Raw genomic sequence first — 14210 nt, 5'->3', positions numbered from 1 at the left:
GCCCCGGGCGCGCCCGGCGGGCCCGGCTCAGGACGCCGCCAGCCGGGCGTCGACGCCCGTGCGCCGGGACCCGCCGGTGACGGCGACCGGGGTGGCCAGGGTGACGTCGTAGGGCGCCCCGTCCCAGCACTGGTCGGCGTACGGGCCGGCGAAGCCGGCGACGAAGCAGACCCGGTAGTCGCTCGAGGCGGCGAGGCCGGGGAAGGTGTAGGTGCCGTCCGCGGCCGAGGACGCGTAGGCCACGACGTCGGTCGAGCCGCCCTGGTGCAGCTCGACGTCGACCCCCTCCACCGGTGACCCGGTGGCGGCGGCGGTGACCCGTCCGGAGACGGTCGCGGCGGCGGCGAGCCGCGCCGAGACCCCGGTGGTGGTCCGCCCCGTCGTCACCGTCACGGGCGTCGCCGTGCCGTTCGACGCGACGTCGTCCCAGCACTCGTCGACGTAGCCCGAGGTCGACGACCCGCCCGAGGCCCCCGAGGCCGAGAAGCAGACCGTGCGGTCGGTCCCGGCCGGCACCCCCTGGGCGGTCCAGGTGCCGTCGTCGGCGGTCCAGACCATGGTCAGCTGGCCGTCGGCGGGGTCGCCCACCATGACGCCGACCGACGACAGCGGCGCCCCCGACGCGTCGGTGACCGTGCCGCTCACCGCCCCGCCGTCGGCGAGGGCGACGGCGACCGTCGTCACGGTCCGGCTGGTCACGGTGACCGGCGTGGGGTTCGAGAGCGTGGCGTCCCGCCAGCACTCGCCGACGTACCCCTGCGCGTCCTGCGAGCCCCCCGACACCCCGGAGCCGGTGTCGAAGCAGACCTGGTAGTCGGCCGCCGGGACGAGCGACCCGAACGAGTAGCGTCCCTGCGCGTCGGTCGTCGCGTAGCCGTAGGTCCCGGCGCTGTCGGAGTGGACGGTGACCGCGACGCCGGCGAGACCCGCGTGCGCCCCGCCGTCCTCGGTGACGACGCCGGCGATCCCGGTCGGCGCGGGCAGCGCCGCGTCGAGCGTGGCCGTCGCCCCGGACGTCACGGCGACCTTGGTCGCGTGGGCCTCGTCGGCCGCGTTGTTCCAGCACTCCCGGGCGTAGCCGTAGGTGTCGCTGGTCCCGCCGGTGGCCTGCGCGCCGTCGTAGCAGACGACGTAGTCCGCGGCCGGGGCGAGGCCGGGGACCGAGAACCGCCCGGAGGCGTCCGTGGTCGCGGACCCGTAGGCCTGGGCGCTCTGGCTCGAGACGGTGACCTGCACCCCCGCCAGGGCGTGCCGGGTCCCGCCGTCCTGCGTGACGGTCCCGGTGACCCGCCCGGCCGCCGCGAGCGACTGGTTCGCCGTCGACGCCTGCGCGGCCCGCACCACGACCGGGGTGGCCGTGGCCGAGGTGGGCTGGTCGAGGTAGCACGTCGCTGCGTAGCCGATGGCGTCGCTCGCCCCGCCCCCCGTGGCCCCGACCCGGGGCTGGAGGCACACCGTGTAGGCGCCCGGCGGCAGCCCGACCAGCCGGTAGCTCCCGTCCGCCCCGGTCGTGGCCGACCCGAAGCCGTAGCCGTTTGTCGTCATGGACGACTGGGCGGTGACGAAGACGCCGGCCAGCGCGTGGTGCGTCCCGGCCTTCTCGGTCACGGTGCCCGTGATCCCGCCGGCGGCGGTGAGCGCCGCGCTGATCCCGGGGACCGTGCCGCCGGCGGTGACCGGCACCCGGGTGGGCGTGCCGGCCGACGAGACGTTCTTCCAGCACTGCCCCGTGTAGGCGTTGGTGTCGCTCGATCCGCCGTACGCCGTCGCGCCCTCGAAGCAGACGGCGTAGGGGCCGCCCGCGGGCGAGAGGTTGCGCAGGGTGTAGGTGCCGTCGGCGGCGGTGAGCACGCCGTCGACGTAGCCGAAGGCGCCCGAGAGCGGCGCGGCGGTGACGCGGACCCCGCCGAGCGGCGCGTGCGTGCCGCCGGCGTCCGTGACGCGGCCGGTGACGGCGGCCCCCGCCGCGAGGTCGGCGGAGGCGGTGGAGACGGCCCCCGCGGTGACGGTGACCGGCGTGGGGGTGCCGTCGGCGCGCACGCCGTCCCAGCACTCGGGCTGGTACCCCGTCGCGTCGGAGGCGCCGCCGACGACCGTGCCCTCGGTGCGGAAGCACACCTGGTAGTCGGCGGCCGGCTTCAGGCCGGCCAGGCGGTAGCGCCCGGTCGCGTCCGTGGTGAAGGCGTACGACGACCCGTCGTACCCGGCCGCGCTCGAGCGGACGAAGACGGCGACGCCGCGCAGGCCGTGCCGGGTCGCGGCCTGGTCGGTGACCTGGCCGCTGATGGCGCCGGCCGGGGAGAGCACGACGTCCCGACCGGTCAGCGTGGTGCCGGCGGTGACGGTGAGCGGGGTGGCGCTGCCCGCGACGGCGCCGCCGAGGAACGTCGAGAGGTACCCCGAGGCGTCCGACGAGCCGCCGGTCGCGTCCGGGGCGTCGACGTGGACGACGTACCCGGGGCCGGCCCCGAGGTCGGCGACCCGGTAGCCGCCGTCGGCGGCGGTGACCGCCGACGCGACGGGGCGGGAGCCCAGCGAGACCTGGACCCGCGCGCCGGCCAGCGGTCGCAGGGTCCCGGCCTCGCGCACGGTGCCGCTGACCGCACCGCCCACGCCGAGCGACCCGTCGATCCCCGTGCGCGCCGTCCCGGCCCGGACCGGGAGCGGGGTCGGGCTCGAGCTCGGCTGGTGGTCCCAGCACTGCTGGGCGTAGCCGGCCGCGCCGGCGGTCCCCCCGGTGACGCCCGTCGGGTCGAAGCAGACCTCGTAGCCGGACTCCGTCGCCAGACCGCGGACCAGGTAGCGACCGTCGGTGCCGGTCGTCACCGTGGGCTGCCCGCTGCGCGACTGCAGGGCGTAGCTGCTGACGGTCACCCGGACCCCGGCGACGCCGGGGTGCGTCCCGGCCGCCTGCGAGACGGTGCCGCCGACGCTGCCGCCGGCGAGGAGCGCCGCGTCGACGCCGGAGGTCGTGCCGTTCGCCGGCACGACGAGGTTGCCCGCGTCGAGGTCGCGGTAGCAGCGGTAGACGTAGCCGAGGGCGTCCGACGAGCCGCCGGTGGCGTTCCACCCGGTGAAGCAGGCGGAGTAGTCGCGACCGGGCGTCAGCCCGTCGAGGACCCACGTGCCGGTGGGACCGGTCGTCGCCGACCGGGTGACGCCGGTCGTCCTCGACGACACGGTGACGGTGACCCCGGCGAGACCGTGGTGCGACCCCGCGGCGTCGGTGACGGTGCCGGTGAGGGTGCCGAGGCCGTCGGGCGCGGCGGTCGTCGTCGTGGCCGTCGCGGCGGCGCCGTACAGCTGGCCCTCACCGTGCGAGAAGACGGCGTAGGAGTAGGTGGTGGACGGCGTCAGGCCGCGGTCGGTGACCGTCGCGGCGGGCACCGCGAGGTCGGCGACGAGGGTGCCGTCGTCGGCGGTGGCCGGCGGGGTCGTCCCGACGGCGCGGCGCACCACGGTGCCGGTGCTCGAGCCGGCGACGGTCCAGGCGAGGGTCACCGCGGTCGCCGCGGGGGTGGTGGCCAGGCCGGTGACCGGGCCGGGCGGCGTGCGCGGGTCCCGCAGGACGAAGCCCGCGACGTCGGCGACGACCTGCGTCGAGGACCCGACCGCGCCGAGCGCGACGGTGCCGTCCGCCCCGACAGGGACGACGACGAGGTTCGGCACGGTCTGCCCGGCGACGAAGTTGAGGTTCGAGGCGGGCGGCCGGGTCGTCGCGCCCGGGTAGACCGTGAGGTAGCCCGGGCCCGTCGGCGCGGTGACGGTGACGTTGAGGACGACGGCGGAGACGCCGGTGGACGGCACCCCGCCCCGGCCGAGGACGGGCAGCGCGACCGCGCCGCCCGCGGGGACCGGACCGGGGCGCGCCCCGAGGCCGGTGCGCGTGTCGAGCACCCGCGCCGGGGCGGTCGGGACCACCGCGCCCGGCTGGGTGGCGACCCCGCTGACGACGTACCCGGCGACGTCGGCGACGACGTCGGTGGCCGAGCCGACGGCCGAGAAGTCGACCCGTCCCCCGGCGCCGACCTTGGCCAGGACGAGGTTCGGGACGGTCTGGTGCGCCACGTAGTTGACGTTCGAGGCGGTGGGGGTCGCCGTCCCGTCGGGGTGCACGGTCAGGTAGCCGCCGCCGACCGGGTCGGCGACGGTGACGTTGAGCAGGACCGCGGCGACGCCGCGCGTCGGGAGGCCCGGGGCGCCGAGCACGGGCAGCGCCACCGTCCCGCCGGCGGGCACCTGGCCCCGGCGCACGCCGACCCCGGTCCGGGTGTCCATGACCCGCTGGGGTGCGACCGGGACGACCGCGCCGGGCGTGGTCGGCGCGCCCGCGACGACGTACCCCACGACGTCGGCGAGGACGTGGGTGGAGGTCGAGGCCCGGAAGGCGACGGTCCCGCCGGCGCCGAGCTTGGCCAGCACGAGGTTGGGCACGGGCAGCGCGGTCGCGTAGTTGAGGTTCGAGGCCGGCGGCGGCGTCGTGCCGCCCGGGTAGACGGTGAGGTAGCCCGGCTGGCTCGCGCCGACGACGGTGACGTTGAGCACGACCGCGGCGACCCCGGTGGTCGGCACCCCACCCTTGCCCAGCACGGACAGCGTGACGCTGGTCCCCGCCGCGACGACCCCCGGACGCACGTTGGTGCCGGTGCGGGTGTCCATGACCCGGGCCGGCGGCAGCGGCACGACGGATCCCGGGGCGGTCGGGGTGACGGCGGAGACCGCGGGGGCGGACGGGGCGGACGCGGCGGCTCCGGCGCTCGCCGGGGCCGCGAGGAGGCCGAGGACGGAGACGGCGGCGGCCGTCAGCGCCGCGCCGAGACGGCGGGCGCGCGAGGACGGGCGGGACACGGGTCGGGGACTCCTGCACGAGCGGGACGAGGTCCCCGGGGCCGGGGCGCGGTCACTGTGCCAGACGCCCTCCGCCCGTGGGGGGGAACCGCGACAACCGTGACCGAACGGACGAGGCGGCTCCTCGCCCACCCCCGACCCCCGTCAGTGCGCGAAGTGCCGCGTCCCCGTCACGTACATCGTCACGCCGGCGGCCTCGGCCGCGGCCACGACCTCCTCGTCGCGGATCGACCCGCCGGGCGCGACGACCGCGCGGACCCCGGCGTCGAGGAGCAGCTGCAGGCCGTCGGCGAACGGGAAGAACGCGTCGGAGGCGGCGACGGCGCCGCGGGCCCGCTCCTCCCCCGCCCGCGAGACGGCCAGCCGGCACGAGTCGACCCGGTTGACCTGGCCCATGCCGACGCCGACGGCAGCGCCGTCCCTCGCGAGCAGGATCGCGTTCGACTTCACCGCCCGCACCGAGCGCCAGGCGAAGGCGAGGTCGGCCAGCGTCGCCTCGTCGGCGGCCTCCCCGCTGACCAGCCGCCAGCGCGTGGGGTCGTCGCCCCCGTCCTCGGTGACGGCGTCGACCCGGTCCGGCGTCTGCACGAGCAGACCACCGCTGATCGCGCGCGTCTCGATCGGGTCGCGGAACCGCTCGACGTCGGCGGGCAGCTGCAGCAGCCGCCGGTTCCTCTTCTGCTTCAGCAGCTCGAGCGCGTCGTCGTCGTAGCCGGGGGCGACGACCACCTCGGTGAAGACGTCCTGCGCGGCCTGCGCCATCGCGAGGGTGACCCGCTGGTTGGTGGCGATGATGCCGCCGTACGCCGACACGGGGTCGGTGGCGTGCGCCTTGCGGTAGGCGTCGGCGACGTCGGTGCCGACGGCGATGCCGCAGGGGTTGGCGTGCTTGACGATCGCGACGGTCGGTCGGTCGCCGTGGTCGAAGGCGGCCCGCACGGCGGCGTCGGCGTCGACGTAGTTGTTGTAGGACATCTCCTTGCCCCACAGCTGCTCCGCGGTCGCGAGGCCCGGCCGCCAGTGCCGGTAGAGCGCGGCGCGCTGGTGCGGGTTCTCGCCGTAGCGCAGCACCGCCGCCCGCTCGAAGGTCGCGCCGGTCCACGCCGGGAAGCCGGTGCCGTCGCTGGTGTCGGCGAGGACGCCGCCCATCCAGCTGGCCACCGCGACGTCGTACGACGCCGTGTGGACGAAGGCCTCGGCGGCCAGCCGCTGCCGCTCGGGCAGCGTGAACCCGCCCGCCGCGACGGCCTCGAGCACCCGGTCGTAGGCCGCCGCGTCGGTGACGACGGCGACGCTCGCGTGGTTCTTGGCCGCGGCGCGGACCATCGACGGCCCGCCGATGTCGATCTGCTCGACGCACTCGTCGGGGGTCGCGCCCGACGCCACCGTCTCGCGGAACGGGTAGAGGTTGACGACGACGAGGTCGAACGGCTCGACGCCGAGCTCCTCGAGCTGGGCGACGTGGTCGGGGTTGCGGGTGTCGGCGAGCAGGCCGGCGTGGACGCGCGGGTGCAGCGTCTTGACCCGGCCGTCGAGGCACTCGGGGAAGCCGGTCAGCTCCTCGACCGGCGTGACCGGCACGCCGGCGGCGGCGATGACCCCGGCCGTCGACCCGGTCGAGACGAGCGCGACGCCGGCGTCGTGCAGGCCGCGGGCCAGCTCGGTGAGGCCGGTCTTGTCGTAGACGCTGACGAGGGCGCGGCGGATCGGGCGGCGGGCGTCGGTGACGTCGGGCACGAGGGCTCCTGCGGGGTGCGAGTGGGTGCGGTGCGGTCACGGTGTCGCGCACCCAGGCGGGCGATGCGCGACCGGTGTCACTCCCTGGTGGTCACCCACCTGCGCCAGTCGTGTGCCCCGATCCTAGCGTCCAGCGCGGGGACCGACCCGCACGCGGCGGCCCTCGACGACGTACCCCTCGCGGACCATCCGCCCGACCTGCTCGACCAGCTGCGGGCGCTCGGCCTGCTTGATCCGCTCGGTGAGCTCCTCGACCGTGTCGTCGTCGTGCACCGGCACGACGCACTGGGCCACGATCGCGCCGGTGTCCACGCCCGCGTCGACGACGAAGAGCGTCGCGCCCGCCACCTTGACGCCGTAATCGAGCGCGTCCCGCGGACCGTGGATTCCCGGGAAAGCAGGCAGGAGGGCGTTGTGGGAGTTGAGGAAGCGGCCGCCGAAGGCCGCGAGGAACGCCGGCCCGACGAGCTTGAGGAAGCCCGCCGAGACGACGAGCACCGGCCCGTACGACGCCACCTGGGCCGTCAGCGCCTCGTCCCACGCCTCGCGCGTCGGGTGGTCGGCGACGCGGTGGACGAAGGTCGGCACGCCCGCGCGCTCGGCCCGGGCGAGGCCCTCGATCCCGTCGCGGTCGGCGCCGACGGCGAGCACCCGGACGCCGTACGCCGGGTCCTGGCTCGCGTCGAGCAGGGCCTGCAGCAGCGACCCGGAGCCGGAGACGAGGACGACGATGCCGGGCCTCGGGTCGGTCGTCGGGTCGGGCGTCGGGTCGGGCACGGCGACGACCCTACCGAGCGCCGGGCGGACCCGACGGGACCGGTCAGCGGCGGTGCTGCAGCAGCCGGTCGACCCCGACGTGCAGCGCGGCCCCGACGAGCAGCTCGCCGAGCACGGCGAGCGCGAGCAGCCACGCGCTCGGGCCGACCTGCGCGAGCCGCTGCACCCCGAGCGAGCCGCCGGCGAGCAGCCCGGCGACCAGGACGAGGGCGGCGCTGACGCCGCAGGCCGCGGTGGCGGTGGTCGCCTTGACCCGCCAGCTGCTGAGCCGGGCGAGGTCGCGGCAGGCCAGCCACGACACGACCGCGCCGACGAGGACGGGCACGGCGAGCAGCGCGAGCAGGGCACCCGGCAGGTCGCCCCCCGTCGGCAGCGCGCCGAGCACGGGCAGCATCGGCAGCAGGCCCGGGTGGGCACCGGTCAGCGTCACCGTGCTCCCCTGCGCGACGGTGAAGCCCGGGCCGGCGAGCCAGGCCAGCGCCCAGACGGCGAGGTCGGGCACGACGAGCAGCTGGGCGACGAGCAGGACGGCACCGCCGACGGCGCCCGGGGCGAGGGCGGACTGCAGACCGGTGACGGTGCCGATCCGGGCGAGGACCGCGACGAGGACGACGAGCAGGCCGGCGAGCAGCAGCAGACCGGCGCCGCGCACCCCGGGCAGCAGCGCGCGCGCGACCCAGCGGGGGGCGCGGTCCAGCGCCGGGCCGACGTACGGCGCCTCCTCGCCGCGCCCGTGGCGGCGGGCCAGCACCCAGGCCGTCGCGGCGAGGGGCACCCACAGCAGCAGCGGCAGGCTCCACACCGGCGGGCGCGCCGGGCCGGCGAGGGTGGTCAGCCAGGCCACCACCCCGACGGCGAGGTAGCCGGCGAGGAAGCCCGGGACGATCCGGCGCCCGACGAGCGGGCCCCACGTCGTCCCCGGGGCGGCGGCGTGGGTCTGCTCGAGCGTGCGCCGGACGGCGCGGGCGGTCACGGCCCCGGCGAGCACGGTGAGGCCGAGCGGGGCGACGTCGAGGGTGGCGCGGCCGAGCCCGACCGGCAGCCCGTGGGCGAGGCCCCAGGCGGCCGAGGCGACCCCCACGGCCTGGAGCCACGACACGCTCGACAGCGGCGCGACGACCCAGCCGAGCAGCGCCGCGAGCGCGACGACGAGCCACGAGCCGCCCGCCGCCCGCACCCCCGGCAGGAGGTGCGTCCACAGGGCCGGCGGCCCGTCGCCGGACGGGCCGGCGTCGCGGTCGGAGGGGCGGGGGCGCACGTGCTGCAGGAGGCTCATGAGGACTCCATGGTGACCCGGCCCGGGGCGGCCACGGCGGCGCCACTCCGGCGACCCCCGACGGACCCGTGCCCCACCCGTGACCGACCCGCGACCTCGCGCTGCCACATCGTCCGAATGGACTATTTTCGCCGATTTCGGTCAATCCGCCTCGTCCGACCGGCGGCTCTGCCTACAGTTCTTCTTGTCGCCACCGGCTGGGGAGCGAGCGCCTTCGAGGCGCGACGGTGACGACGACCATTGGGGAGGAGACCCGCCGCGAGCCATCGCGGACGGGCGTCTCCGTCGCGCCGGCTGGGGAGCCGGGCGACGGCGAAGAGACGACATGGGGATGTCGCATGAGCACGGTGATGGTGGTGATCCCTGCCCACGACGAGGCAGGGTCCATCGGGGAGACGCTGACGGCGGTGCTGGCGCAGGAGCGCCCGGCCGACCTCGTCGTCGTGGTACCGAACGGGTGCACCGACGACACGGCGCAGGTGGCGCGCGACGCCGCCGGCGACGACCCGCGGGTCGTCGTCTGGGAGCTGCCGCGGCTGGCGCACCGCAAGTCCGAGGCGCTCAACCGCGCCTGGGCCCGCTTCGGCGACGACCACGACTACCTCGTCTGCCTCGACGGCGACACGGTCCTGCCGCCGAACGCGATCGGCGACTGGGTCGCCGAGCTCGACGCGGACGCGACGCTGGGCGGCAGCAGCAGCAAGTTCACGATGCTCGGTGGCGACCTCCTGACCCGCCTGCAGCGGGCCGAGTTCGCCAAGTGGACCGTCTCGGCGCTCGACCGCGGCTGGACCAGCGTCCTGGCCGGCACCGGCTGCATCATCCGCGGGTCGGCCCTGCGCGAGGTCGCGGCCCGGCCCGACCGCCAGGGCCCCTACAGCTACGACTCGACGACCGAGGACTTCGAGCTGACCTACCGGATCCGCGAGCTCGGCTACCGCTGCCAGGTCTCGCCGACCGTGCGGGCCTACACCGACTCGATGCGCACCGTCCGCGCCCTGTGGGGCCAGCGGATGAAGTGGCAGGTCGGCACGGTCGAGGACCTCATGACCTTCGGGGTGGGACGCCGTACGGCGCTCGACTGGTGGCAGCAGGTGCTCGGCCTGGCCGCCGCGTTCGTGCGCGTCTCCTTCGTCCTCATGATGGGCGTCAACCTCGCGCTCGGCACGCTGAGCTGGCACTGGTACTGGTGGCTCGCGCCGCTGGTCTTCGTCGCCAACGACGTCAAGCAGTCGCTGCGGATCCCGCACCGCGACCGTCGCGACGTCCTGCTCGCCGCGCTGCTGGTCCCCCAGGAGGCGTTCGCGTGGATGCGCGCCGCCTGGTTCCTCGTCGGATGGGGCGCCGCCCTGCGCAGCCGGGTCACCGGTGTGCGCGTGGACCGGTGGGCCCTCCAGTACGCCGCCGAAGGGAGGTGAACCCCGTGTACGGACAGTCCGCTCCCGTCGCCCTGGCCGCCGTGCCGGCCGCCGCGGTCACCCTCCAGGTCGGTTGGGTCGTCAGTGCCGCCGTCACCGTGCTCTTCGTCGGCGTGGCCCTGTGGCAGCTGGCCCGCCGCTCGCGCAGCAACCCGTGACACCGCGCAGCACCCCCTGAGACGCGGGGTACGGCGCGAGCCCGCCGCCCCCGCGGGCGCCGTACCCCGTCGTCGTCGGACCATCCGGCCCCGAGCCACCGGTCCGACGACAGTGCGCCCCGCCCGAGACCGATCCCCCGGGCGGGGCGCACGCCTGTGCTGTGGTGCGCGAGCGCGCTCAGCGCGACTGCATGATCTCCCGCATGAGCGCAGCGGTCTCGGACGGGGTCTTGCCGACCTTGACCCCGGCGGCCTCGAGGGCCTCCTTCTTCGCCGCGGCGGTGCCGGACGAGCCGGAGACGATGGCGCCGGCGTGGCCCATCGTCTTGCCCTCGGGGGCGGTGAAGCCGGCGACGTAGCCGACGACCGGCTTGGTCACGTGCTCCTTGATGTACGCCGCCGCCCGCTCCTCGGCGTCGCCGCCGATCTCGCCGATCATGACGATGGCGTCGGTCTCGGGGTCGTCCTCGAAGGCCTGGAGGCAGTCGATGTGCGTGGTGCCGATGATCGGGTCGCCCCCGATGCCGACGGCGGTGGAGAAGCCGAACTCCCGCAGCTCGTACATCATCTGGTAGGTCAGCGTGCCCGACTTGGAGACCAGGCCGATCCGGCCGGGGCCGGCGATGTCGCCGGGGATGATGCCGACGTTGGACTTGCCGGGGCTCATCAGGCCGGGGCAGTTGGGGCCGATGATGCGCGTGCCCGTGCCGAGGGAGTAGTTGAAGAACTCCGCGGAGTCCTTGACCGGGACGCCCTCGGTGATGACGACGACCAGCGGCATGCCGGCGTCGATGGCCTCGATGACCGCGGCCTTGGTGAAGGCCGGCGGGACGAAGACGACCGACACGTCGGCGCCGGTGGCCTCCATGGCCTCCGCCACCGAGCCGAAGACCGGGATCCGGGTGCCGTCGACGTCGACCGCCTGGCCGGCCTTGCGCGGGTTGACGCCACCGACGACGGCGGTGCCGTCGCCGAGCATGAGCCGGGTGTGCTTCATCCCGACCGCACCGGTCATGCCCTGGACGACGACCTTGGAGTCAGCGTTCAAGAAGATTGCCATTGCTTCAGTTCCCCTTACTTCGCCGCGAGCTCGGCGGCTTTGGCGGCAGCGCCGTCCATGGTGGCTTCGATCGTGACGAGCGGGTGGTCGCGCTCGGCGAGGATCCGGCGTCCCTCCTCGACGTTGTTGCCGTCGAGGCGGACGACCAGCGGCTTGGTGGCGGCGTCACCGAGGGTGTCGAGCGCCCCGACGATGCCCTTGGCGACCTCGTCGCACGCGGTGATCCCGCCGAAGACGTTGACGAAGACGGCCTTGACCTGCGGGTCGCCGAGGATGATCCCCAGGCCGTTGGCCATGACCTCGGCGCTCGCGCCGCCGCCGATGTCGAGGAAGTTGGCCGGCTTGGGCTGGCCCGGCACCTGCTCGCCGGCGTAGGCGACGACGTCGAGGGTCGACATGACCAGGCCCGCACCGTTGCCGATGATGCCGACGGAGCCGTCGAGCTTGACGTAGTTGAGGCCCTTCTCCGCGGCGGCCGCCTCCAGCGGGTCGGCCGCGGCCTTGTCCTCGAGGGCGGCGTGCTCGGTGTGCCGGAAGTCGGCGTTGCCGTCGAGCGTCACCTTGCCGTCGAGGGCGACGACCTCGCCGTCCTCGGTCTTGACGAGCGGGTTGACCTCGACGAGGGTCGCGTCCTCGTCGCGGTAGACCTCCCAGAGGCGCTCGAGGACGGGCACGATCTTGGCGCCCGTCTCGGTGTCGAAGCCGGCCGCGTCGACGATCTCCTGGGCCTTGGCGGTGTCGATGCCCGTGTTGGGGTCGACGGCGACGCGCGCGAGGGCCTCGGGGCGCTCGACCGCGAGCTGCTCGATCTCCATGCCGCCCTCCTTGCTGCACATCGCGAGGTAGGTGCGGTTGGCCCGGTCGAGCAGGACCGAGAAGTAGTACTCCTCGGCGATCTTCGCGCCCTGGGCGATCATGACGCGGTGCACGGTGTGGCCCTTGATGTCCATGCCGAGGATGGCCTCGCCCGCGGCCGCGGCCTCGTCGGGGCTCGTGGCGACCTTGACGCCGCCGGCCTTGCCGCGGCCGCCGGTCTTCACCTGGGCCTTGACGACGACCACGCCGCCGCTGCGCGGGCCGATCTGCTCGGCCGCCGCCCTCACGCCCTCGACGGTGTCCGCGACGACACCGGCGAGCACGGGAACCCCGTGCGCCTCGAACATGTCACGCGCTTGGTACTCGAACAGATCCACGGGTCCTCGTCCTGTCGTCGACAAGTGGGTTGGTGGGGGCCGGTCCGTGCCGTGGCCGGCCACCGGGACCCCGACCCGGAGACCCGTGACGGGTCCGGCGTGGTCGCCTGCGGTCGTGCCGCGTCGCACCGAGGGTGGCCCCCGGATGCCGCGGGCGAGCCTATCGGCCCGCGCGGGGCGGCTCCGGCCGGGCCACGGGCGGTGGGACCAATCTCATAGCGGCCCCTCGCGCGCACCCTCAGGCGATGGTGACGGCCTGGCCCTGCGGGACGAGGAGCACCCAGACCGGCCCGCGGGCCATGCTCATCACCTGCGCGCCGACGCGGAAGCTCGTCGGGGCGGCGGCCGAGGACCGCGACCAGGTCCCGCGCCAGACCCGGCCGTCGCGCAGCACCTCGGCGGGGCCCGAGCCGATGACCGTGGCGAGCGGGGTGTGCACCCCGTTGACGTCGACGTTGGAGGACTGGCGGACGGGGACGTGCTGGACGACGACGCTCCCCGCGTAGTGCGGCGTCCCGTCGGCGTCGCTGTCCGGGACGCCGTCGATGACGACGCGCCAGGCGTGCCGCGCGGCGTCGTACGCCAGGTCGATCCGCGAGGCCTGCCACGACGTCGCGACGCGGGTCGCGGCCTGGCCCCCGGTGGGCGCGGGCCCGAAGCGGAAGCCCGGGTCGCCCGGGCGGACGCTGCCGCCGGCGCGGGCGAGCAGCGCCGCGGTGCGGCCGATGACGTTGTACGGCGCCCGGCGGTTGCCGGCCCGGTAGAACCCGACCGGGGAGGCGTCGTTGGACAGGTCGACCTGGTTGCCGGCCTCGAGCGCCGCGACGGTGGCGGCCGACCCGCCGGAGAAGGCGAAGGCGACCTTGCCGTAGTTGGCGAGCAGGTCGACGTCGGTCTCGCGGCCCGAGCGCACCGGGCCGATCTCGCCCGGCATCCGGCTCGACCAGACGCAGAGCAGCCGGGTCAGCCCGGCCTCGACCGGCTCGACGTAGACGACGTCGGCGAGCCACACCCCCGTGCGGGGTCGGGAGGCCGAGGTGTTGTCGATCTTCGCCGCGAGGACCGGACCGCCGGTCAGCCGGGTGTACGGCGACGCGGCGGCGGTCGTCGCGCGGGTGGTCGCGGGGACCGGCCTGGTCGACGACGAGGAGGAGGACGGGGCCCGCGACGTCGACGCCACGGGGGCGGGCGGCGCGGACGAGCAGCCGGCGAGGGCGGCGGCGGCCCACCCGGCGAGACCGGCCAGCCCGGCGGCGACGGCGCGGCGGGGCGGCTGCGGGCGGTTCGGCGTGGGGGGCGTCGCGGACATGGCGGCAGAGGGTAGAGCAGCCGGCTGGGGTGACGCCGTACGGCGCCGGGCGACGCGTCGTGCTGGGGGGCGGGCCCTGGGGATGGGGCCCGCCCCGTACTGCAGCACTCGGACGCTGCGGGTTTTCACCCCCGCGCCGTCAGGGGAGAGTCGGGCGCGGTGCCGCTCACCACCCGGGGAAGGTGGTGCACAGCCGGACCAGCCATCCGGCTCGTCCGTGCAGGTCACTGGGGGGATGACCCGTCCGGACGTCGTGTTCACCATGCTCCACCTCCCCAGGCGCCTTCCCCACCGTCTTTGCCAACTCTTTAACAAGGAACGTGCGCACGCTCCGTACGATCTTGGGTATTTGACAAGCTTTGTCCTTGTTTGAGGGAGCCTGCCGGTGACACAGTCACCGGGCGCTGTCCCGCTGCACAACTTCGTCCCGTCGT

The 14210-nt window shown here is 75.6% G+C and carries 9 protein-coding genes and 1 riboswitch; of the genes, 2 read left to right on the top strand and 7 right to left on the bottom strand.

The features are described 5' to 3' along the window. Positions 1-27: 27 nt before the first annotated feature. The 4 genes from FB458_RS12410 to FB458_RS12395 all read right to left on the bottom strand — a co-directional run bounded on the left by FB458_RS12410 (position 28) and on the right by FB458_RS12395 (position 8638). Entirely contained in the window at positions 28-4848 is a 4821-nt protein-coding gene (locus tag FB458_RS12410) for a beta strand repeat-containing protein (protein ID WP_141848766.1), read from the bottom strand. A gap of 144 nt (positions 4849-4992) precedes the next feature. After that, a complete protein-coding gene (purH, locus tag FB458_RS12405; protein ID WP_141848765.1) occupies positions 4993-6585 on the bottom strand; it encodes a bifunctional phosphoribosylaminoimidazolecarboxamide formyltransferase/IMP cyclohydrolase in 1593 nt (530 codons plus the stop codon). Between the two features lie 43 nt (positions 6586-6628). Beyond that, positions 6629-6707, bottom strand: a riboswitch (ZMP/ZTP riboswitch). Between the two features lies 1 nt (position 6708). Then, a complete protein-coding gene (gene purN / locus FB458_RS12400) occupies positions 6709-7362 on the bottom strand; it encodes a phosphoribosylglycinamide formyltransferase (RefSeq protein WP_141848764.1) in 654 nt (217 codons plus the stop codon). 43 nt (positions 7363-7405) lie between these two features. Further along, positions 7406-8638: a cell division protein PerM gene (locus tag FB458_RS12395; RefSeq protein ID WP_141848763.1), complete on the bottom strand. Its 1233-nt coding sequence runs from the start codon at positions 8636-8638 to the stop codon at positions 7406-7408. 338 nt (positions 8639-8976) lie between these two features. On the opposite strand from FB458_RS12395, the gene FB458_RS12390 reads away from it, so the two are divergent. Together FB458_RS12390 and FB458_RS21360 are read left to right on the top strand one after the other, a co-directional pair. Next, positions 8977-10056 carry a glycosyltransferase family 2 protein gene (locus tag FB458_RS12390; protein ID WP_141848762.1) on the top strand — a complete coding sequence of 360 codons (1080 nt, stop codon included), beginning with the start codon at positions 8977-8979 and terminating at the stop codon, positions 10054-10056. Positions 10057-10061: 5 nt separating this feature from the next. Further along, positions 10062-10214, top strand: a complete 153-nt coding sequence (locus FB458_RS21360; protein WP_170185667.1) for a hypothetical protein — start codon at positions 10062-10064, stop codon at positions 10212-10214. Between the two features lie 178 nt (positions 10215-10392). Here the strand turns inward: FB458_RS21360 and sucD are convergent, their stop codons facing one another. From sucD to FB458_RS12375, 3 genes are all read right to left on the bottom strand, one after another. Next, positions 10393-11274, bottom strand: a complete 882-nt coding sequence (gene sucD / locus FB458_RS12385; protein WP_141848761.1) for a succinate--CoA ligase subunit alpha — start codon at positions 11272-11274, stop codon at positions 10393-10395. A gap of 14 nt (positions 11275-11288) precedes the next feature. After that, positions 11289-12467, bottom strand: a complete 1179-nt coding sequence (gene sucC / locus FB458_RS12380; RefSeq protein WP_141848760.1) for an ADP-forming succinate--CoA ligase subunit beta — start codon at positions 12465-12467, stop codon at positions 11289-11291. 238 nt (positions 12468-12705) lie between these two features. After that, positions 12706-13776, bottom strand: a complete 1071-nt coding sequence (locus tag FB458_RS12375; RefSeq protein ID WP_141848759.1) for a DUF3048 domain-containing protein — start codon at positions 13774-13776, stop codon at positions 12706-12708. Positions 13777-14210: the final 434 nt, after the last annotated feature.

It is taken from the genome of Lapillicoccus jejuensis (assembly GCF_006715055.1).
GTDB lineage: Bacteria > Actinomycetota > Actinomycetes > Actinomycetales > Dermatophilaceae > Lapillicoccus > Lapillicoccus jejuensis.
The sequence above is the reverse complement of the archived record's forward strand: the minus strand, read 5'-3'. Positions and strand labels throughout refer to the sequence as shown.